Source organism: Pseudomonas lopnurensis (assembly GCF_015070855.1).
Classification (GTDB): Bacteria; Pseudomonadota; Gammaproteobacteria; order Pseudomonadales; family Pseudomonadaceae; genus Stutzerimonas; species Stutzerimonas lopnurensis.
The window spans coordinates 39,307-60,109 of record NZ_JADDIX010000098.1 but is presented as its reverse complement, the minus strand read 5'-3'; the positions used below and the strand labels follow the sequence as shown (position 1 = coordinate 60,109).

Genomic DNA, 20,803 nt, shown 5'->3' with positions numbered 1-20,803 from the left:
CCTTGTTCAGTCGTTGGAAACATCTTGCCTGTTCGGCGATGACAGCGATAGCGCTGCAGCTTCGGCATGCGTCTGCCGCGCCGGCGCGAGCCGCCCGGCCAGGGCCTGCAGAGCGCTCTTCAGCGCTACCAGCCCGGGGGCCGCGGTCAGGCTCAGGCGCACCGCATCCGGCGCGCCGGGGCCGACGGCGAATGCCTGCGCGGCCGCCGCTTCGATGCTGGCCGAACGACAGGCGCTCAGCAGCTCGGTCTCGTTCGCCTGCGCGGTCAGCCACAGATGCGGCGAGGGGATCGCCGGCACCCGGGGCCCAAGGACCTTCCGCGCCATGCGCCAGCGCTGGGCGATCTGTTGGCGCTGCCAGTGCACCCGCCGCACGGCCGTGCCGTCCTCGATCCATTGGCAAGCGATGCGCAGGCACAAGGGCGACAGTGTCCAGCCGGTGCCCTGGGCCTCCGGGTCGATGCGCGCCAACCAGTGCTCGGCCGCGGCGATGAAACCGAAACGCAGCCCGGGGGCAACGGTCTTCGACAGGCTGCCGACCAGTACGCAGCGCTCGGCGAGCAGCGCAGCGAGCGGCGCCTCATCGCCGAGCGCACCGTAGACATCGTCCTCGATGATCAACAAATCATGCCGACGCGCCACCGCGGCGATCGCCTCGCGGCGCCGGGCGTCCATGCTGACGCCCGTGGGGTTCTGCATGCACGGCGTCAGCACCACCACACGGGCGGCCGTGGCGCGGGCCAGGCGGTCCAGTTCGGTCGGCAGGATGCCCCGCTCGTCCATCGCCACGCCGTGCAACGGCAAGCGCAACTGGCGGCCGGCGGCCTTGATGCCGGGCGAGGTCAAGGCCTCCACCAGGATCGGCTCGCCCGGCGCGCACAACCCCAGCAGCGCGGCGAAAAGCCCCTGTTGCGCACCGGCGCAGAGCATCAGTTGCCGCGGCGGCAGTTCCAGTCCGCGGCCACGTAGCCAACTGCTCGCCGCCAGGCGCCCACGTTGCATGTCGGATGCCGCGGCATAGCCCTGCAGCCCGGCGAGATCGGCCGCCGCGCCGAGTTCGAGCACGCTGCGCGGCAGGTCGCGATCCTCCGCATCGATCACCGGCAGGTTGGTCGACAGGTCGAGCAGCGCCGGCAGCGCATCGGCCTGCTTGAGCAGAAACAGGCTGGCCTCGCGGCTGCTGGCCAGCACATAGGTTCCGCGCCCGACTTCGCCGCCGACCAGATGCCGCCGCGCCGCCTCTCGATACGCCTGCATGGTGGTGCTTGGATTGAGGCCGAGCGCCCAGGCCAGGCGGCGCTGCGGCGGCAGGCGATCGCCGGGCTTCAGTTCGCCCTGTTCGATCGCCCGTGAAATGGCATCCACGAGTGCCAGATAGCGGGGCTGGTTGTCATCGGCGAGTCGGGGAAGCCACATTGTCTGCCATGCAATATAACGATTTACCCATACAATGCGCGGCTCTAGGATCTTCGTCAAACCCGCCGAGGAGCCGCCCATGTTCGATCTCACCGCACTGCGCCAGGCCGCCGAGCTGATCGGCCGGCATGTTCCGCCGACGCCCCAGTACAACTGGCCTCTGCTGGCGCGGCGCCTGGGCTGCGAGGTCTGGGTGAAGCACGAAAACCACACCCCCGCCGGCGCCTTCAAGATTCGCGGGGGCCTGCTCTACGTTCATGAGCTGCTCGAGCGCGAGCCGCAGCTGCGCGGCATGATCAGCGCCACCCGCGGCAACCACGGCATCAGCCTGGCCATGGCCGCGCACAAGGCCGGCGTACCGCTGAAGGTGCTGGTGCCACTGGGCAATTCGGCGGAAAAGAACGCGGCGATGCGCGCCTGCGGGGCCGAAGTCATCGAATTCGGCCAGGACTTCGATACGGCCCGCGAGCGGGCGGCAGAGCTTGCCGCGCAAAGCGGCTGGCACTTCGTTCCCGCCCTGCACCCGGACCTGATCCGCGGCGTCGCCACCTACGCCCTGGAGCTGCTCGAGGCCGCGCCGCCGCTACGCCGGGTCTACGTCCCCATCGGCATGGGCTCGGGCATCTGCGGCATGATCCGCACCCGCGACCTGCTGGGCCTGCGGACCGAGATCGTCGGCGTGGTGTCCAGCGCCGCGGATGCCTACGCGCAGAGTTTCGAACAGGGCCGCATCGTCTGCACCGAAACCGCCGAGACCTTCGCCGACGGCCTGGCCTGCCGCATGCCTGCGCCCGAGGCGCTGGAGATCATACGAACGGGCGCGGCGCGCATCCTGCGCGTCGAGGACGAAGCCATCCGCGAAGCGATCAGGGCGCTCCACGAAGACACCCACAACACCGCCGAAGGCGCCGGCGCCGCCGCGCTGGCCGCCGCCATGCAGGAACGCGAGCGCAACCGCGGCGAACGCATCGCGGTGATCCTCAGCGGCGCCAATATCGACCGCCAGCGACTTGCCGGCATTCTTGGCGGCTAGGCGGTCAGCTGGGATCAACCAGAACAGGCCGCTCCTGGGTATTCCGCATCCTGCAGAGAACAATGCACCACGGTCGCAGGAACATACCCATCGTCTCATCAGACACTGATCGAGAGCCCCATGCCCGCCAAGGAAGGTCGGTCTCCAGATAGGTCTCCGCCGAGATTCCGGGCGATGCTTTCGCTGTCGTCGAGCAGCGCCTCGATCTCCGCGAGCCGTTTGCGCGAGTCCGGATCGTCCGTTGCGTGGACGCCTTTCACCAGGGCCAGCATAGCCTTGAGCCGACGCACCACGTCCTCGATCAGCTCCGCATCATCGCGGCGCTGGCGTGCGTCGTCGGCGGTCGGTCGCTCGTCCTGCTTCGCCTGTTCCAGGTTTTCCAGATACAGGCCCAGCGTCACGGCCGTCTGCGCCATCACGTCGTCATCGATGTTCTGCCGTTGTTCTTCAGGCGGTTGTTCGCCGGCTTCTCCAGAAGCGGCGTCCTGGCCCGAGGGTGCCGCGGTCGTTTCCTGTTGCCCGACCTCCGCTTCGCCCGATGTTTGTCCCGAAGCCGATGCCGCGGACGCCGTGTTTTCTCCGCTACTCGCATGACCTGCGGCACCACCCGATCCGGCGAGCACCTTGGCGGCCTGGCCGAGCGCCTGCGCCAACTGGCGGATCTCCCGCAGGACGCCCTTGGACACCAGCCCACCGCTTGCCAACATTCTCAGCATCTTGATGCGTTGCTTGATCTCTTCGATGCGCCGGCGGGCCGCTTCCTTTTTCGAGTTGTCGGCCTCGCGCAGTGCATTCGACAACGAGCGGGTAGCCTTGCCGGCCGAGAGCAGACGCTCGCTGAACGATACCCGGGTCGACGACTCGGGCGCCTCTTGCGCGGCCTCGTCCGCAGCCCCGGACGGGACGCCGGTACGCGAGACAGGGCGCGCAAAGGCGGCGGAAGCGGATACGGGATGCACCATCATGGACTCCTGACTGACGCCAGGCTGTCGGCCAGGTGCCGTGCAAACTTGAGCCGCGCCCGGCCAGAAGCGGCAGCACGCTACGCCAGCAAGGCGCTGTTCATCCATCCCCGCGGGCGCGGGGGAACACTACCAGCCAGCAGCCATCGCGACCGTTGAGCGCGGTTCATCCCCGCGGGCGCGGGGAACACGTAGACGAATCCAACACCTGGGAGAAGCGCGCCGGTTCATCCCCGCGGGCGCGGGGAACACGCCTCCAGCCAGGACTGGCTCAACGTCGACGACGGTTCATCCCCGCGGGCGCGGGGAACACGGTGCAGGCTTCGGTGGTGGCGGGTTGGCTGCCGGTTCATCCCCGCGGGCGCGGGGAACACCATCGGAGCCAACTTGGCGTAGTACGGCAGGCCGGTTCATCCCCGCGGGCGCGGGGAACACATCCCGAACCCTGACAGCCCGCCCCGCGCGGGCGGTTCATCCCCGCGGGCGCGGGGAACACGGCTTGCGCAGGGTGATCTCGGTGATGGTGGTCGGTTCATCCCCGCGGGCGCGGGGAACACAACGGTACTGAACACCCAATATCGCGTGCGTACGGTTCATCCCCGCGGGCGTGGGGAACACTGACAGGGCCGTCCATGCCAGCGCCACGGAAGCGGTTCATCCCCGCGGGCGCGGGGAACACCGGAAGATATCGACAGCCGCACCGAAGAACGACGGTTCATCCCCGCGGGCGCGGGGAACACTAGATGTCCGATCTCAACGAAATGGCCGAAGCCGGTTCATCCCCGCGGGCGCGGGGAACACTAGATGTCCGATCTCAACGAAATGGCCGAAGCCGGTTCATCCCCGCGGGCGCGGGGAACACGCACTGGGATGGCATTCAGGCCGTAACTCCTACGGTTCATCCCCGCGGGCGCGGGGAACACGATGCAGCCGCATCACTGGAACGCTCTCGTCGCGGTTCATCCCCGCGGGCGCGGGGAACACATCGAATCGACGGCAGAGGGCAGGGCCGGCTACGGTTCATCCCCGCGGGCGCGGGGAACACATGCGGCTGCCGCCCATCGTTTCCTCTGCCATCGGTTCATCCCCGCGGGCGCGGGGAACACGTGCGCAGCTTGGTAAACATCTGCCGCTTGCGCGGTTCATCCCCGCGGGCGCGGGGAACACTACCAACGCAAAGAGAACATCCGCAACACCGTCGGTTCATCCCCGCGGGCGCGGGGAACACATCGAGCATGCCCGGCATCGCCGCGATGATCGCGGTTCATCCCCGCGGGCGCGGGGAACACGCGAAGCCATCAGCACCAGTTAAACGAACAAGCGGTTCATCCCCGCGGGCGCGGGGAACACTCGAGCTCGGTCCCGTACTTCGCCTCCCTGGTCGGTTCATCCCCGCGGGCGCGGGGAACACCGGGAAGACTGACGCTCTGCGACTGCTTGTTACGGTTCATCCCCGCGGGCGCGGGGAACACGTCACCATTTGTTGCTCCAGGCCAGCCATAAACGGTTCATCCCCGCGGGCGCGGGGAACACCTGAAAACCACCGACGACGTGAGCCTGCGCGGCGGTTCATCCCCGCGGGCGCGGGGAACACCCTGCCAGCTCCGGCCTGTTCACGCGCTTTCCCGGTTCATCCCCGCGGGCGCGGGGAACACTCCTTGAGGGACAACGCCTGGGCGACCCAGCCCGGTTCATCCCCGCGGGCGCGGGGAACACGTGGCGTAGGACTGCTCGAGCTGTTCGGATGCCGGTTCATCCCCGCGGGCGCGGGGAACACAACATCGAAAACTCTGCCCAGCTCGGTGTGCGCGGTTCATCCCCGCGGGCGCGGGGAACACATGTTGTTCGCCGGCCTTATTGCATCTTTACACGGTTCATCCCCGCGGGCGCGGGGAACACGGCGCGTAGAACTGGTAGGTTTCGCCACCCAACGGTTCATCCCCGCGGGCGCGGGGAACACCCCGTCCCGGTCACTGCATGCCCGCGGCTCGGCGGTTCATCCCCGCGGGCGCGGGGAACACTTGCAGACGTAGGTTCCGCCGTATCGCCCGGCCGGTTCATCCCCGCGGGCGCGGGGAACACATCAAGGCGCCCACTCACCAAAGTAAAGCAGCCGGTTCATCCCCGCGGGCGCGGGGAACACCGCGATGCGCGCCGGCTCGCCACTCAGCCTGGCGGTTCATCCCCGCGGGCGCGGGGAACACACCCCCTCCGGCGCTTCGCCAAACGGGTAAAACGGTTCATCCCCGCGGGCGCGGGGAACACGAGGGTGTCGAAATCGCATTCCATGGCTATCTCGGTTCATCCCCGCGGGCGCGGGGAACACTCACCCCCAGGGGGCTGGCCAAATTGGCCACCCGGTTCATCCCCGCGGGCGCGGGGAACACGGCAGGCCGTCGTAGCGGGGTCGCACGTGCAGCGGTTCATCCCCGCGGGCGCGGGGAACACATGCAATGATCGCCCTGCTGAAGAATTACAAGCGGTTCATCCCCGCGGGCGCGGGGAACACGCGTTGGTGCCCCTGGCGGCCTCGAACTCTGCCGGTTCATCCCCGCGGGCGCGGGGAACACGAGCCGGCGCCACCGACGACAGCATCCAGGCCGCGGTTCATCCCCGCGGGCGCGGGGAACACCTCACGGCAGCTCGCGTCGTTTGCCTCGAATCCGGTTCATCCCCGCGGGCGCGGGGAACACGTCGGATCAAAGGGTTCCGTCGTAGCAGCAAGCGGTTCATCCCCGCGGGCGCGGGGAACACCCGAGGAGGAAGAGGTGTGGCATGAGCTGGTCCGGTTCATCCCCGCGGGCGCGGGGAACACTCAGGCGGCGGTGACGGCGCCGGTCACGAAAGCGGTTCATCCCCGCGGGCGCGGGGAACACCCCCGTCCGCATCCATCCACGGAATGCTCGCCCGGTTCATCCCCGCGGGCGCGGGGAACACTCGCCGGTCGAGAAATCGCACCAGACGCCGGCCGGTTCATCCCCGCGGGCGCGGGGAACACCCGATGACCATCGCGGCTGTATTGAGCAAATCCGGTTCATCCCCGCGGGCGCGGGGAACACTTGCAACTGGTCGTTTAGCGAACTGCCGATATCGGTTCATCCCCGCGGGCGCGGGGAACACGCATAGCGTTTCGTGATTTTCAGTTCGTACCGCGGTTCATCCCCGCGGGCGCGGGGAACACCCGAAGGTCCGCCGCGCGCGGATGTGATTAGGCGGTTCATCCCCGCGGGCGCGGGGAACACATCGTGCCGCCGAAAGAAACCGTCCTGCAAGTCGGTTCATCCCCGCGGGCGCGGGGAACACTCAAAGACGCGCTGCTCTTCGTTGTCGAGCATCGGTTCATCCCCGCGGGCGCGGGGAACACGAGGATGCGGAACCGGCAGACGCTGCCGAAACCGGTTCATCCCCGCGGGCGCGGGGAACACACGCCGCTGATCGGCCCGGATGGCGTCGAGAACGGTTCATCCCCGCGGGCGCGGGGAACACCGCCGCCACCCGAAGCCCCGCCCCGTGCGGGGCGGTTCATCCCCGCGGGCGCGGGGAACACCGCTGTACCGCATCGCCCAGTATTGCGACGAACGGTTCATCCCCGCGGGCGCGGGGAACACACAAGCGAGCCCATGCCGCCTACCTGAAGGGGCGGTTCATCCCCGCGGGCGCGGGGAACACTCAGGCAAAGCATTTATAAAATTAATTGCTGTCGGTTCATCCCCGCGGGCGCGGGGAACACATCACCAGCGCGCCGGACCTGTACAGCAACAACGGTTCATCCCCGCGGGCGCGGGGAACACGTTCGTTCGCCTGTCTGCGTGATCCGGCCGTACGGTTCATCCCCGCGGGCGCGGGGAACACCCAACACAACCCGCCTCAACGCCGCCCAGGCCCGGTTCATCCCCGCGGGCGCGGGGAACACCTCTACCGCATCCACCCCCAGGCCGGCATGAACGGTTCATCCCCGCGGGCGCGGGGAACACCGGTCGAGATCGCCAAGCTGCGCGCCGGCGACCGGTTCATCCCCGCGGGCGCGGGGAACACGGTCGGGCGCAGATAGGGCGCAAACTGTTGCGCGGTTCATCCCCGCGGGCGCGGGGAACACGAATTATTGCCGTCACGACCAGAACTATCGTCCGGTTCATCCCCGCGGGCGCGGGGAACACATGCCGGTATGCGCCAGGAAAACGATTCCCATCGGTTCATCCCCGCGGGCGCGGGGAACACTTGCGTGGGGCGTAGGGCGTGCCGTCCGGGTTCGGTTCATCCCCGCGGGCGCGGGGAACACGTTTCTACGTCCTGGCCGATGACTACGAAGCCCGGTTCATCCCCGCGGGCGCGGGGAACACGCTGATGCGCTGTGGGAGGCTTGCTGCGAGTACGGTTCATCCCCGCGGGCGCGGGGAACACCGCGCCAGATGGTCAAGGAGTACCGACGCGCGCGGTTCATCCCCGCGGGCGCGGGGAACACCTCAAAATCGCAGCCCCCTGCGCTATTGATCACGGTTCATCCCCGCGGGCGCGGGGAACACTGCTTGAGGTCGGCGCGCACCTTGGCGTTGAGCGGTTCATCCCCGCGGGCGCGGGGAACACTTGCCCGACAACAGCCACCAACCGGTTCATACCGGTTCATCCCCGCGGGCGCGGGGAACACGCGCCCAGGTAGGCGCGGGCCTCGACCAGCTCCGGTTCATCCCCGCGGGCGCGGGGAACACCAGTGCGGCCAGATCGCTGACCGTCTTGTCGCCGGTTCATCCCCGCGGGCGCGGGGAACACGCTCCGGTCATCAAAGCTGTCTGGATGGAGTGCGGTTCATCCCCGCGGGCGCGGGGAACACTTTTTGGGTCGAAGGCAGAGTTGCGCCGCCATCGGTTCATCCCCGCGGGCGCGGGGAACACAACGTCGAGCTTTCCGGGCGCCTTCGACTCGTCGGTTCATCCCCGCGGGCGCGGGGAACACACTTAGCGTAACCAATTAATCTTCAAGGGAAAAATTGGCTGCTAAAAATCTACCAACTTTTCCTTGTTAAAGATCGGGATTTTCCAGCGGATGGAAGGCGACCAGACGCAGACCATCGAATTTCACGGGTAAGCGGCGGTTAGGCCCCAGGGTCTGGAATTCGTAGCCGGACTCATGGTTGCTGGCCCAGGCCATGACCACGTTGCCGTCCTCGTGCCCCTCGCGCAGTTGTTCCCAGATCATTTCGCGGGTGCGTTTGGAGACATCGCCTATGTAAACCCCGGCACGAACCTCCAGCAGCCAGATGGCCATACGGCCACGCAGGCGCGGCGGTACGTTTTCGGTGACCACGACGAGGAAGCTCATCACTGCGTCCTGTGCCCGGCTTCGCCGATGCTTTCAGGGTTGGGGATGGCAGGCGGTACGGATTCGGGTGGTGCTTCGGGTGGCGAGATGCCGCCGGCGGACAGCACCTCTTCGATGGTAGGGATGATCTTCGCGAGGATCTTGCTGGAGCGGAACAGGTCGCGGCAGCCCAGGCGCACTTCCCGCTCGGGCTGTGGTGGTGTCTTGGCGGCGATCCGAAAAGCCAGCGGCACCACGGTCTCGAACTTGAACAGATCGGCGATATCGTAGACGAAGGACAACGGCTTTCCCGTGTGGATAAAACCCACCGCGGGTGCATAGCCTGCCGCCAGCACGGCGGCTTCGGCGATACCGTACAGGCAGGACGTGGCCGCCGATAGGCAGCGGTTGGGAATATCCGCCGCATCCCATTGCTGTCGGTCGTAGTTGCGCGCCCGCCAGTCGACGCCGTACTGCCTGGCCAACAGTTTGTAGGTTTCGCGCACCCGCGCCCCTTCGATGCCACGCAGTTGTTCGACGCTGCGGCGTGCCGGTGCCGGTTCCTGGAAACGCAGTTCGTACATCTTGCGCACCACCTTCAAACGCAGGTCGTCGTCCAGCGCCAGCTTGGCCTGATACAGCAGACGATCCGCCCGCGCCCCGCCCGGCTGGCCACTGGCATACAAACGCACGCCGGATTCGCCCACCCATACCAGCAGGGTGCCCACGGTGGAAGCCAGGTGCACGGCGGCATGGGATACCCGCGTGCCGGGTTCGAGCATGATGCAGGCCACCGAGCCGACCGGGATGTGCATGCGCACGCCGGTCTTGTCGATCACCACAAAGGCGCCGTCCAGCACGTCGATCTGCCCGTACTGGACGAAGATCATCGACACCCGATCCTTCATCGGCAGGGGTTTGAGCGGGGGCAGCAGCGTACCGGCCATGCTCAGTTCCCCTCGCTCGCCAATGGCAGCCGCGGCAGGTCGATCCATTGTCTGGACGCCCAGGTGAAGTCGGCCTGTTTTCTACTCCCGTCCAATCCGATGGGTTTGAAATCAGGGTTGTCCAGCTGCGCCCGGCTCCTCGCGAACTCGATGGTGTTACGGTTGCGCAGCCAGCTTCCGATGATAGCACCGGTACGGCCAGGGCTCTTGTAGCGGGCGATGTCGGCGATGCAGATGTGCTTGATATCACCTTGGGAGAGGTGGCGATGTCCCGCTCCAAAACCTGCAGCTTGGCTTTCATGAGCCGCCTCCCTCCCTGTGCTCACCTTCATACCCGCCTGACCAGCAGCAGGCCGCAGCCAAAGCCCTTGCTGTGACCGACGCCCTCCAACAGTGCCTGATGCAAACGTTCCGGGTCAGTCACCTGGGCCATGCCTTGATAATCCAGGCTGGAATATTCGATATTGCGCCCCTTGCGCCTGAGCCGGTGCTGGCGATAGCCGTTTTGCAGCACGCTGCCCTCTCGAACGTCCAGCCCCCAGCGTTCGGCTCGCGACAGCAACCAGTCCTTCCCGGCAGCATCCAGCACCTCTCCCAGATGCTCACGCTGTTCGGCAGGCACTCGATACTTGGCATGCATCAGTACATCGTGCCGGCGGGAACGCCCGTCCTCCTGGCGCAAGCTGACCGTGGGATTGGCGCGCAGATCGAAACGCAGCCACTCCCCCCGCTCCAGTCGTGGCGCGTAGGGTTTGCTCTGGATCTGGAACAGCCCCGAGTCCGGTCGTGGTGGGCGAGCGGACACCACATAGAAGCTGCGCTCGTCCTCCAAACGGCGGAACAGGAAATCCCGCTCCATGCCATCGCCGGGAAACAGCCGCCAGATCAACGCGTGGTCGCGATACGGCTCACCATGCCGCGCCAGATCACGCAGCCAGTCGTTCTGCCTCAGGCTGGCCAGCAGGCGGACGTGGGAAAAATAGTGGCTCATCGCTGCTCTCCCTCGCCCAACGCCACCCACTCGCGGCGCGGTGCGAACTGCCAGCGGCTGCGTGACAGCGGCTGGTCATGCCGTACCGTTTCGAAACTCGGTTGCAGGCCCGCCAGCATCCCATCCTCCCAGTAGTAGCGCACCTGTTTTGCGCGGAACGCCTGGCGATCCTCCCGAGTGGGCCATGCCTGTTGCGGCGGAGTTTTTTCGAGCAGCCCCAGCAATGAAGGCCACTGCACGCCATCCAGCGCCTCGCGCAGGTTGGCTGCCGCCACCCGTTGCGGCAGCAGTGGCAAGGCCAGCGGGCAGGATTTGCGCCCGAGATAGAGAGGGAAGTGCGGCTGACGCAACGCCTGCGCCAGCTCATCCAGCTCGGCAGGCGCATTCGGCAAGGCCTCCACGGCCACCAGTGCCAGGCTGTCGCAGCGATACTCCCGGGCGGACAGAATGGTATCCACCTTGTCCGCCGCCAACTCCTGGCGACGCGAGCGGAACTGGAACTTGCGCGGCGGCACACCGACCTGAACGGTGTGGTAATCGCGCAGCGGCGAACCAGCGCACTCCAGCTTGATGCCAAAACGATAGCCGCCAATCAACGCCCGCTGGCCCGCTTCGTCAGCCCGCTCGACCCCCAGCGCGGCGCCCAGCAGGCCCAGCAGCGCCGAGCGCGCGGGATGCACCGCCGAGTGCCGCGACTCGCCCACCGCGATCTCGCCCCAACTGGCCAGGGGGCCATAGAGGCGCAACAGCAGATAATCGGTCATGGCTCACTCCGCCGCGACAAAGTCGAGCAGCTCGGCCAACGAGCCTTCTCCGGTCAGCACATTGAACTGCTTGCGACTGTCGGCGCAGGCACCGTAGACCTTGTCCATGTTGTCGCGCACACGTTCGAGCGCCTCCACGGCCTCGCCGGCATAGTCGCCACCGCTGACCGGCTTGACGAAGGCCAGCGACAGCGAACGCGGTTGCTGCGGCCCCTTTTCCGCCAGGGCGTAGTGGGCGTAGGCGCGGCTGGCGAAGCTGTTCTGCTTGCCGCTGGGGCCGACAGTCAAGGCTGCCTGGACCAAGGCACGAAGCGCCTTTTGCGTGAGTTCTTCGTCGCCGCCAAGGTTGTGCTTCAGCAGGTCGCGATCGATGCACAGGTACTGGTAGAACACCGCGGCGGCAAAGCCGGATTCGCCGATATGCGCAGCGCCCGGCTCGCTCTGATTGAGGTCGTCCACGGCTGTGAAATAGTCATCTTCGATAGCCGAAGCATGCACGCCAATGGCGTGGGCCACCTGCACCGCCGCCTCGCCATTGAACCGGGTTTTGGAAGCCAGCATGCGACCGAACATGGCAATGTCTACCGCGGCCTGCGGGTGCAGCAGGACATCCAACTCGTCGTCCGTCGGTCCACGCTTTTCCTGTGCCAGGATGGCGACCAGTGTATCCAGCGAATCGCGCTCCTCGGGAGCGATATGGACCAGTTGCTCGATTTCCAGCGGACTGTCCTTCTTCACCGCACCGTAGACCTTGGCGATCTGCCCGGCCCAGTCGGCGGCCTGCTTTTCGCCGATGCCAGCCTTGGTCAGGGCCTCGAAGGCCTCCACGCCCAGGCGCTTGGTGCGCGTACCGATGCTGCCGGCCAGCACCTGCTGGAACAACTCCGAGGTACGCCAGGCCCGCTTCAGGCTCTGCGACGACACGCGCAGGCGCTCGACGCCGCCCATGCGCGCGCTCTTCGGGTTGCCCAGGTCATCGCGGTTGAGGTTGGCCGGCGGATAGGAAATCAGCAGGTGCAATTGGACGAAACGGGTCATGCGCTCAACTCCTTGTTGGATACGGGGCCCTCGGCGGCAGCCTGTTCCCGCTTGCTCAGGTAATAGTCATAGGCCCAGCGAAACTTCACACCATCGCTGGCACGGCCTGGCGGCTGTTCGAGTTCGATCAGCCAGGCCAGCAGGTCGTCGGCCAGTTGCCCGACATCGACCTTGCCGCCCAACTGCTTCACCGCGCGCAGCCATTGCAGGTACAGATCATCCAGGTCACGCGCACGCTGCAGACGCTTGAAACGTGACTCGCTCATGACCCGTCGCTCGTTTCCAACCAGCTTGCCCAGATGCTCGGCCAAGCTCAGGCCGTCGTGGCTGTCCTCGCGGACTTGCGCCAGCACCCCGCCGATCAACGCCAGGTGGACATAGGCCTCGGATTCATCGGTCAGGCAGCGCCAACTCTTGTGACGATCCAGTTCGATCAAGTGATCCACCAGCAGGTGATTGGCCCATTCCAGCAGCAGATCATCGAGGCTGCTGCAACGACGCAGCCTGGCGCGGCCGCCCCGTCCCAAGCCCGCCAGCATGGCGGGCAAAGGTTTGTCATCCGCTGAACGTGGCTGCAGCGCACGCCACCAGTTGCGTACCCACTGTCGCTGCGCATCGTCCAGGTAATTCCGGGCTTTCATGCACGCTCCTTGAGCTGAGAGTTGACGGTCTTCCACAACGCCTTCATCGCCTTGGCATTGTTGAGTTCCTTACCCAATCCGGCACGTGCCTTGGTCACACGCTCCAGGTTCAAATCCTCGATGGGCGCCGCCATGGCCCACTCGTCGAACAGTTCCAGCGCCAGGCTGCGAGTGCGCAACAGCCAGCGCCGGTACAGCGACGCGAGTGCCGCCGGGCTTTCCAGATCGCAGGCACTGAGCTGCTCCAGCAGGCCATAGAACTCGGCCTCCGAACGCTGCCAGAAGCTCTGCGCGATGGCCGGCTCGCTGCCGGTATCGCCGGGGCGCTTGAACCAGGCAGCCTTGACTTGCTGATGCAGCAGCTTGGCGGTATCGCTGGCGACATCCAGCAACTGCTTGGCGCTATGGGCGAACGACTTCTGCAAGTCGTCATCCTCGAGCGCATGCACCGGCAAGGTGCTGTCGTACCAGCAGCGGGCTTTCATGTTGTCCATGTCATAGCCGAAGCACCACAGGCGCACCGCTGGCCGCTTGATGTTGCGGGTGAAATGACGCACCACCCGAGCGGCCTCCGGCTGCTTGTCTTCGTTGCCGAGGGTCAGGCCCAGCCAGTGACGGTAAGCGATGCCGCCGCGCTGGCCCTTGATCGACAGCGGCGGCTTTTCCCCCTTGGCATCGAGGCTGTAGGGCGTCAGCGGATGCACCCAGGCGCCGGTGTAGTTGGTGCCGCCGTAGCGGGTGCGGTAATGACGGACCAAGCGCACATCGCCAGCACCGCACAGGGTGCAATCGCCCTGGCCGGCGGTGGAGTCGTCCAGGCGGATACGCCTTGGCATGCTCCAGTAGGCCTGCAAGGGGTGTACGGTTTCCGGCGTGGTGTCGCCGACTCCGGCGGCATCGCTGGTACGGGTCGGCTGCAACCAGGGCAATACGTCGCCACGGTTCTTCACCTTGGGATAACCGAGGGCGTCCACCGGCAATACATTGAGCCAGAGCCGCTGCCAGAGCGTGGCCCGCTCGCCGGCCGGCACCAGCAAGGTGGTCAGCGGGCCGCCACCACGCAACGAGGTGCGGGTGCCACGACCACCCGGCGGGGCATTCAGTTGCAGAGTCAGCAGCGCCTGGGTGAAACAGCTGGCGCACAGGCCATGGTCGGCGGGCTTGTTGAAAAACTGGTTGCTGTCGGAACCGGCGTCGATCAACAGGTTGAGCACCGGCAACTGGTTGGCGTCCGCCGGCAATTGCAGATCCTGCATGAAGGCCGGGCCATCACCTTCCAGCACGAACGCATCGCGATAGGGAGCGAAGGCGGCCTCCAGCTCGGCGGCAGACGGGGGATTGGCCCAACGTTCGCGCCACGCGCGATTGTCCTGCGGCGCATAGGCGGTCTGCAGCAGGCCGATCAGGAACTGGTAGAGCGCGCCACGGAAGTCGGGGCGGGGGGCGTGCAGATCATGCCAGGCGCTCTCGCCGATCTGGAAAGGTGAAATCCAGGCTAGGCCTCCGTCACCTTGCCTGACAAACATCCAGGCGCTTTGCAATAAGTCCATTCAGCTTGCTCCTATGGGTGCCCAGAGAACGAAACTATAGCCAGTAGCCATCACTCGTCAAATGTAGGAAACCCCGAACCCCATCCTTTACAGTTATCTATACTTGCAAAGCTTCCCTGGCTGACCGGGATGGACCGTGCAAAGGATGCGGTAGTCATCGTTCCCCGCACTGCGGGGATTAGCCGATCACCAAAATGTGGCGGAAATTGGGCGTTTGGGTTCTCCCCGTAGCAGTGGGTGTGAACAAAGGCAAGGATGCCGATAACCGCTAGAACGACCAAAGCGATCTCAGGCACATCGACCACGTACTACCCTGCACTGGCCGTGTAACACAAGACAGTGGCCACCCAGTCGTTAGGCTCTCACCACCGCAGCCCCTGCACCGGGTCATAACGCATCTCCAGCTCCTTACCGTTCTTGTCCAGCACCCTGCCAAGCAGTTCCTCACCGGCTTCCTGCAACGGCAGGACAAAGGCTGGCTCCTCCAGCAACCGATAACGGCTGCGCAGGGCTTGCAGTGCCAGATCGAAGCGCTGCAGCCAGGCGGGCGCCAGCGCCTCGGCCTTGCGCGCATCGATGCGCACCGCCGATTGCTCCCAAGCATTGGCCACGCCATCGAGCAGCGGGCGCAGCTCTCCGCCCTGCTCACGCGCCAGGTACAGCGTCAGGCTCTCGTCGCCCAGGCGCGTCGGCACGCGCGCGTCCTCGTACCAGCGACCACTGCTGTCGATGCAATAGCCCTTGTCCAGGTTGAGCGAGTTGAAGCTGGCCTGGCTTTGTTCTGCCAGATCCTTGCCCATTTGCTCACGAGTGGCGCCTTGCAGCGACTCCGGAACAGACTCCGCCTCGTCCCCGTAAACAGCCTCCACCAGCTCACGCACCGCGCCAGGTTGGCCGGCCTTCCCAGGACTATGGATACACCCCGCCCGCAGCAACGCCCTGGCCCCCAGCCAGAGCTGGCCAATATTCGGGTAGACATAACAGGCCCTGGGAAACAGCGCGGCATACCAGTCGGCGGCAGGCTCATCATCGACAGGGGGACACAACACATGCAGCACCGGTGCGGGCCTGCGCTCGACACTGTCGGAGGCAGGCGAGCCATCGGCCTGCCGCGCGTGCCGCTGCAAGCGCCCGGCCCGCTGGATCAGCAGGTCGATGGGGGCCAGGTCACTGACCATGGCATCGAAATCCAGGTCGAGGGACTGCTCCACCACCTGGGTGGCGATCAACACCTGACCCCGGCGCATATCGGCCGTGGAGCGCTTGCCGAAGCGACGCAGGGCAACTTCCTCGATGTCCAGCCGGTCACCCATGGCGAAGCGGCTATGGAACAGCAGCAACTGCTCTGCCGGCAAAACCTTGGCCAGCTCGCCAAAAGCCCGACGGGCATCCTCCACGGTATTGCGTATCCAGCATACGCAACGCCCCGCGCGGGCCTGCTCGACGACCAGAGCCAGCACCGCCGCCTCCTCATGCAGGAAGCTGACCTGCACCTGGCGCACCAGTTGTTCACGCGTCGCGCACTCATGGCTGGCCACATGCTGCCCCACCTGGGTCGCCAGCGGATAGCGGCGATCCATCGGCAGCTCGTCGCGCACCACGTCCAAGCCGAAACGATAGGCCTCCAGCAGTTCCTCACGCATCCGCGCCGGTAGGGTGGCCGATAGCAGAATCACGCTGCCGCCCTGGCGAGCATGGGCCGTCAGCAGCTTCTTCAGCAGGGTGACCATATAACTGTCATAGGCATGTACCTCATCGACCAGCAGCACCTTGCCCGCCAGCCCCAGCAGGCGAAGCGACTGATGCCGCGCCGGCAATACCGCCAGCAGCGCCTGGTCGAGGGTACCAACCCCCACCTCGGCGAGCAGCGCCTTCTTGCGGTTGTCCGCCAGCCAGGCATTGCACTGTGCGCTGGCCGAGGCATCGCCACGCTGGTAGTTGTGATCACTCGGCTGCTCGCCGGCCTGAACGATGCTCTGGCGAAAGCCCTCCATCAACTGCCGGGCACCGTGGGCGAGAATCAGAGAAGGCTCGGCCTGCGCCTGGTAAAGCCGCCGATAGACCTGGCCAACCCGCTGGTACATCTGGTTGGCGGTAGCCATGCTCGGCAGAGCGAAATACAAACCCTGAGCCACACCTTGCTGCATAAGCCGCTGCGCCAGGATCAGCGCCGCCTCGGTCTTGCCGGCCCCGGTCACGTCCTCCAGCAGAAACAGTTGCGGCCCTGGCTCCAGTTCCACCTCGGCGGCGTAGCACTGCAATGGTGTGGGTGGTTGTAGATAGTCGAACAGTTGCACAGGAGACGCCCAGTGGCGGATCGGCTGGGCCAGCAGGCCGGCTGCCTGCAGCGCCTGACGCGCTTGCGGCAGCGCCGTATCCTGCCAGTAGTCCCGCATGTCCCTGGGCTGCGTGGCATATGCGAAGAACGCCTGATTGGAACCCAGCCAATCGGCCAGCACCGCCAGCCCGGCCAGTTTCCAGGCATGCCGACGCAGCACCTCGATCTGCCGACGCCCCGGTTCGGGAACCCCCTCCGGCAATAGCCAGGCCGCCAGCGACTCGACGAACTCCCGTGTGGCGCGGAAATCTTCACGCACGAAGAATTCCGCAGCCTGCAAGGAAAACAGGCCGCCATCCTGGTCTTCTTCAGGTGGTTTGCCATGATGACCGACCGCCGTGCGTATCCAGGTCTCCCAGAACTCATCGTCAGGCACCGGCAGACGGTCATCTGGAAAGGTCTCCGCCAGCTTTTCCTGCCACAGCACCCAGCCAAGGGTATCGTGACGACGGCCATAGACCTTGCCGGCATCGTTGCGCACCAGATCCGGCGAGAGATCCGGCACCAGCCCCTGGAACGCGCGGGCGAACTTGCCCAGATCGTGCAGGGCCAGGAAGAACACGAACAAATTCTCGACCACCGGCAGCGGCCAATCCAGCGCCTGGGCCAGAGGACGCAGCGAGAACTGCGGCAACGTCAGCAGAGCCTGCCCGCAGGCCGCTACGTCCAGGCTATGAAACGCCAGCAGATGATAACGGGCCGAGCTGTCCTGCTCCGGGGACGCCTTGCCCCAGTAGGCGAAATATCCAGGCGTGGTCGGTTCACTCATGTCGCACTCCCTGCAAGGCAACCGTGGAGCAAACAAGGCTAACAAAGTGCCACTACAGAAGGTGCCAGATCAACTCAACCGCCAAACTCCCAAGGGTTGAGCAGCGCAACCCCGGTCGAGGCGAAATCGACAGTATTGCGCGTAGCCACCGCCATGCCGTGCACCAGCGCCGTCGCGGCGATCAGGGCGTCGCGTTCGGCGCGCGGGTCGGGGACGTGCAACTGGGCGCAACGCTGCGCCACGGCACTGTCGACAGGCAGGATGCGCCCGGCAAAGCCCGGCAGCACATGGCCGTCGAGCCAGGCGCGCAGCAGGGCACCCTGCTGCGGGTCGCGGCGCTCCACCAGCAGCACGCCGGTCTCCAGCTCCAGCACGGTGATCGCGGAAATGAACAATTGCCCGGGCAGCAGACGTTGCGCCCAGGCCACCAGACGCGGATCGGCCTTGCCGCTTTTCGCCTTGCGCAATTCGGAAACGACGTTGGTATCGAGCACGAACATCAGGACAGATCCGCCGGGCGCGACAATCCCTGTGCACGCGGCGCCTCGAACTCGACTTCCTCGACCCCCGGCATGGCCAGCAGGTCGATGATGCTGCCCGGGCCGCCAGTCAGGCGCTGGTACTCCTCGATGCTGAGCAACACATGGGCAGGCCTGCCGCGGTCGGTGATGAACACCGGACCTTGTTTGGCGGCGCGCTTGGCACCGCTGGCGTCCTGGTTGAATTCACGACTGGTGAGTATGGTTTGCATGATACCCCTCGCAAAAGTAGATATGTAGACACATACTACTCCTGGCGTTCATTCAGACAAGGTCTTGTTCGTCTCCTGCCGATACAGCAGCCCCAACTCGTCATCCAGGCGCACCGTCAACCGCCCGATCCGCAGGCAGCCATCGGCCAGACGTAGTGGCTTCAAGTGACGCAGCAGCGGGTGCTCGGCGAAGGCCTGTGGCACCTCGGCCTGGCAGTGCCTCGCGCGAGGTCTTCAGTTGCCGGACATGGGGCTTTTTCGCCAACGCATCGGGCCGCAGTTGCTCGGAGTCGCGCCATCCTCGATAAAGGCCCGGTCCGCCTCGGCAAGATCGGCCGGTAATTGGTCATCGCCATACACCGCCTGCACCAGGTGGTCGATATCCTGCGGCAGATGCAGTTCGCGCTCGCGCGACCGGCCGGGTGCACGTCGGTGCCAAGACTGGCATCGCGTTCCCCTCACCTGCGGGGTTGAACCGGGAGACACCTACAAGGTTCGCAAGACGTGCTCCCTTCTCCCGCGGGGATGCGCGCGGTGACCGGGACCGTTCGCGCTCATACAAGGTAACGCCAAGTTGCCGGCTCCCGCTCAAGCCAGATGCGGCGCGCTGCGCTCCAGCAAGGCTCCGATATCCAGCCCCCGCGGCAGCGTGCCGTAGGCCCGACCGCAACCTTCCAGACGGCTGGCGATGAAGGCGTCGCTCACGGCGGTGTTGCCCGCTTCCAGCAGCAGCTTGGCCTGCAGGCCGACGGCGATGTCTTCGGTGAGTTGGCGGGCACGGTACTGGATGTCGTCGGTATCGCGGAAGGCGCTCTGCAGCCGCTGGATGTGCGTCTGAAGTCGGGCATCGCCATGACCGTCGCCGAGCTCGGCGAACAGCGCTTCGAGCACGCCGGGCTCTTTCGACAGGGCGCGCAGTACGTCCAGGCACTGCACGTTGCCGGAGCCTTCCCAGATGGAGTTGACCGGCGCTTCGCGGTACAGCCGCGGCAGGATGGTCTCCTCGACGTAGCCGGCGCCACCCAGGCATTCGCTGGCCTCGGCGATCATGTCCGGCGCGCGCTTGCAGATCCAGTACTTGCCGATGGCGGTGACCAGGCGGGCGAATTTGTCTTCCTGCTCGTCGTGGCGATTGTCCTGGGCGCGGCCCATGCGCAGGGTCAGCGCCAGTGCCGCTTCGCTCTCCAGGGCGAGATCGGCCAGTACGTTGCGCATCAGCGGCTGTTCCAGCAGCACGCGGCCGCCGACCAGCCGGTGCGCGCAATGGTGCATGGCCTGGGTCAGCGCCTGGCGCATCAGCGAGCTGGAGCCGATCATGCAGTCGAAGCGGGTCGAGGAGACCATCTCGATGATGGTCGGCACGCCGCGGCCTTCCTCGCCGACCATCCAGGCCAGCGCGCCGCGATACTCCACCTCGCTGGAGGCGTTGGCCCAGTTGCCCAGCTTGTTCTTCAAGCGCTGGATGTAGAACTGATTGCGCGTGCCGTCCGGCCGATGGCGCGGCAGCAGGAAGCAGGACAGCCCCTTGTCGGTCTGCGCCAGGGTGAGGAAGGCGTCGCACATCGGCGCCGAGCAGAACCACTTGTGCCCGACCAGTTCGTAGGGCTGGCCCGGCCCGCCGGCGCCGACCGGGTGGGCGCGCGTGGTATTGGCGCGCACATCGGTGCCGCCCTGCTTCTCGGTCATGGCCATGCCGATGGTGACGCCGGCCTTTTGCTCCATCGGCACGTTGCGCGGGTCGTAGTCACGGGCGAGGATTTTCGGCAGCCAGCGTTCGGCGAGGTCCGGCTGCAGGCGCAGCGCCGGCACGCTGGCGTAGGTCATGGTCAGCGGGCAACTGCTGCCGGCCTCGGCCTGGTTGTGCAGGTACATCAGCGCCGCGCGCGCCACCTGCGCGCCGGGTTGCGGGTCGGCCCAGGGCAGCGACGGGATGCCATGTTCGATGGCCGTGCGCATCAGCTCGTGATAGGCCGGATGGAAGTCCACCTGATCGATGCGATGGCCGTAGCGGTCGTGGCTCCTGAACACCGGCTTGTTCTCGTTGGCGAGAAAGCCCGCCGCCATCAATGGTCCGCCGGCGAGCCTGCCGTAGGCATCGAGCCGCTGCTCGGCCCAGCCGCCCTGGTAGCGCCGCACCCATTGCTGCAACGGCAGGTCGAGGCGGTAGAGGTTGGTGCCGTCGAGCGGTGGCACCTGGTTGGTGACTTCGTGGGTTTCGGCGCAGTGCGGCAGATTCATCTCGGGGCTCCTCGATCGGGTGCGGCTGGCACAGGCTGCGTGTGTCAGCAAGCTTAGTCGGGCCTTCCGG

Annotated in this window: 15 protein-coding genes and 1 CRISPR repeat array; of the genes, 1 reads left to right on the top strand and 14 read right to left on the bottom strand. The window is 66.1% G+C overall.

Annotated features, from left to right (window positions below):
• Positions 1–6: 6 nt before the first annotated feature.
• Positions 7–1,416, bottom strand: coding sequence for an aminotransferase-like domain-containing protein (locus IN820_RS20380; protein WP_193682713.1), 1,410 nt, complete (start codon positions 1,414–1,416; stop codon positions 7–9).
• A 79-nt stretch (positions 1,417–1,495) separates the two neighbouring features.
• Here IN820_RS20380 and IN820_RS20375 point away from each other — a divergent pair, with 79 nt between their 5' ends.
• Positions 1,496–2,449: a threonine dehydratase gene (locus IN820_RS20375; protein WP_193682712.1), complete on the top strand. Its 954-nt coding sequence runs from the start codon at positions 1,496–1,498 to the stop codon at positions 2,447–2,449.
• Positions 2,450–2,547: 98 nt separating this feature from the next.
• Here IN820_RS20375 and IN820_RS20370 read toward each other — a convergent pair whose 3' ends face one another.
• The 13 genes from IN820_RS20370 to IN820_RS20310 form a co-directional block, all read right to left on the bottom strand.
• On the bottom strand, positions 2,548–3,411 hold the full coding sequence (locus tag IN820_RS20370; protein ID WP_193682711.1) for a hypothetical protein: 864 nt from the start codon (positions 3,409–3,411) through the stop codon (positions 2,548–2,550).
• A 162-nt stretch (positions 3,412–3,573) separates the two neighbouring features.
• Positions 3,574–8,361: direct repeats of the CRISPR family, unit length 29 nt; unit sequence CGGTTCATCCCCGCGGGCGCGGGGAACAC.
• A gap of 66 nt (positions 8,362–8,427) precedes the next feature.
• The gene (cas2e, locus tag IN820_RS20365; RefSeq protein WP_193682710.1) at positions 8,428–8,727 is read right to left on the bottom strand and encodes a type I-E CRISPR-associated endoribonuclease Cas2e; all 300 of its coding nucleotides are present in this window, start codon (positions 8,725–8,727) and stop codon (positions 8,428–8,430) included.
• Complete coding sequence (gene cas1e, locus IN820_RS20360; RefSeq protein WP_207793718.1) at positions 8,727–9,653, bottom strand: type I-E CRISPR-associated endonuclease Cas1e; 927 nt, start codon at positions 9,651–9,653, stop codon at positions 8,727–8,729. Before cas1e ends, cas2e begins: the two co-directional genes overlap by 1 nt.
• 2 nt (positions 9,654–9,655) lie before the next feature.
• The gene (locus IN820_RS20355; protein WP_193682709.1) at positions 9,656–9,985 is read right to left on the bottom strand and encodes a hypothetical protein; all 330 of its coding nucleotides are present in this window, start codon (positions 9,983–9,985) and stop codon (positions 9,656–9,658) included.
• Positions 9,982–10,644, bottom strand: a complete 663-nt coding sequence (gene cas6e, locus IN820_RS20350; RefSeq protein ID WP_193682708.1) for a type I-E CRISPR-associated protein Cas6/Cse3/CasE — start codon at positions 10,642–10,644, stop codon at positions 9,982–9,984. The genes IN820_RS20355 and cas6e overlap by 4 nt, the downstream gene beginning before the upstream one ends.
• Positions 10,641–11,408: a type I-E CRISPR-associated protein Cas5/CasD gene (gene cas5e / locus IN820_RS20345; RefSeq protein WP_193682707.1), complete on the bottom strand. Its 768-nt coding sequence runs from the start codon at positions 11,406–11,408 to the stop codon at positions 10,641–10,643. Before cas5e ends, cas6e begins: the two co-directional genes overlap by 4 nt.
• 3 nt (positions 11,409–11,411) lie before the next feature.
• Positions 11,412–12,446 carry a type I-E CRISPR-associated protein Cas7/Cse4/CasC gene (cas7e, locus tag IN820_RS20340; RefSeq protein WP_193682706.1) on the bottom strand — a complete coding sequence of 345 codons (1,035 nt, stop codon included), beginning with the start codon at positions 12,444–12,446 and terminating at the stop codon, positions 11,412–11,414.
• Complete coding sequence (gene casB / locus IN820_RS20335; RefSeq protein WP_193682705.1) at positions 12,443–13,087, bottom strand: type I-E CRISPR-associated protein Cse2/CasB; 645 nt, start codon at positions 13,085–13,087, stop codon at positions 12,443–12,445. Before casB ends, cas7e begins: the two co-directional genes overlap by 4 nt.
• A complete protein-coding gene (gene casA, locus IN820_RS20330; RefSeq protein ID WP_193682704.1) occupies positions 13,084–14,637 on the bottom strand; it encodes a type I-E CRISPR-associated protein Cse1/CasA in 1,554 nt (517 codons plus the stop codon). The genes casB and casA overlap by 4 nt, the downstream gene beginning before the upstream one ends.
• Positions 14,638–14,999: 362 nt before the next feature.
• On the bottom strand, positions 15,000–17,744 hold the full coding sequence (cas3, locus tag IN820_RS20325; protein ID WP_193682703.1) for a CRISPR-associated helicase Cas3': 2,745 nt from the start codon (positions 17,742–17,744) through the stop codon (positions 15,000–15,002).
• 74 nt (positions 17,745–17,818) lie between these two features.
• Positions 17,819–18,244 carry a type II toxin-antitoxin system VapC family toxin gene (locus tag IN820_RS20320; RefSeq protein ID WP_193682702.1) on the bottom strand — a complete coding sequence of 142 codons (426 nt, stop codon included), beginning with the start codon at positions 18,242–18,244 and terminating at the stop codon, positions 17,819–17,821.
• A complete protein-coding gene (locus tag IN820_RS20315; protein WP_193682701.1) occupies positions 18,244–18,495 on the bottom strand; it encodes a type II toxin-antitoxin system Phd/YefM family antitoxin in 252 nt (83 codons plus the stop codon). Before IN820_RS20315 ends, IN820_RS20320 begins: the two co-directional genes overlap by 1 nt.
• A 588-nt stretch (positions 18,496–19,083) precedes the next feature.
• Complete coding sequence (locus IN820_RS20310) at positions 19,084–20,733, bottom strand: acyl-CoA dehydrogenase family protein (protein WP_193682700.1); 1,650 nt, start codon at positions 20,731–20,733, stop codon at positions 19,084–19,086.
• Positions 20,734–20,803: the final 70 nt, after the last annotated feature.

What these genes read in the sequence shown, in the direction of transcription:
- IN820_RS20380 (WP_193682713.1), bottom strand. Translation starts at nt 1,416, where the DNA reads ATGTGGCTTCCCCGACTCGCCGATGACAACCAGCCCCGCTATCTGGCA.
- IN820_RS20375 (WP_193682712.1), top strand. Translation starts at nt 1,496, where the DNA reads ATGTTCGATCTCACCGCACTGCGCCAGGCCGCCGAGCTGATCGGCCGG.
- IN820_RS20370 (WP_193682711.1), bottom strand. Translation starts at nt 3,411, where the DNA reads ATGGTGCATCCCGTATCCGCTTCCGCCGCCTTTGCGCGCCCTGTCTCG.
- cas2e (WP_193682710.1), bottom strand. Translation starts at nt 8,727, where the DNA reads ATGAGCTTCCTCGTCGTGGTCACCGAAAACGTACCGCCGCGCCTGCGT.
- cas1e (WP_207793718.1), bottom strand. Translation starts at nt 9,653, where the DNA reads ATGGCCGGTACGCTGCTGCCCCCGCTCAAACCCCTGCCGATGAAGGAT.
- IN820_RS20355 (WP_193682709.1), bottom strand. Translation starts at nt 9,985, where the DNA reads ATGAAGGTGAGCACAGGGAGGGAGGCGGCTCATGAAAGCCAAGCTGCA.
- cas6e (WP_193682708.1), bottom strand. Translation starts at nt 10,644, where the DNA reads ATGAGCCACTATTTTTCCCACGTCCGCCTGCTGGCCAGCCTGAGGCAG.
- cas5e (WP_193682707.1), bottom strand. Translation starts at nt 11,408, where the DNA reads ATGACCGATTATCTGCTGTTGCGCCTCTATGGCCCCCTGGCCAGTTGG.
- cas7e (WP_193682706.1), bottom strand. Translation starts at nt 12,446, where the DNA reads ATGACCCGTTTCGTCCAATTGCACCTGCTGATTTCCTATCCGCCGGCC.
- casB (WP_193682705.1), bottom strand. Translation starts at nt 13,087, where the DNA reads ATGAAAGCCCGGAATTACCTGGACGATGCGCAGCGACAGTGGGTACGC.
- casA (WP_193682704.1), bottom strand. Translation starts at nt 14,637, where the DNA reads ATGGACTTATTGCAAAGCGCCTGGATGTTTGTCAGGCAAGGTGACGGA.
- cas3 (WP_193682703.1), bottom strand. Translation starts at nt 17,744, where the DNA reads ATGAGTGAACCGACCACGCCTGGATATTTCGCCTACTGGGGCAAGGCG.
- IN820_RS20320 (WP_193682702.1), bottom strand. Translation starts at nt 18,244, where the DNA reads ATGTTCGTGCTCGATACCAACGTCGTTTCCGAATTGCGCAAGGCGAAA.
- IN820_RS20315 (WP_193682701.1), bottom strand. Translation starts at nt 18,495, where the DNA reads ATGCAAACCATACTCACCAGTCGTGAATTCAACCAGGACGCCAGCGGT.
- IN820_RS20310 (WP_193682700.1), bottom strand. Translation starts at nt 20,733, where the DNA reads ATGAATCTGCCGCACTGCGCCGAAACCCACGAAGTCACCAACCAGGTG.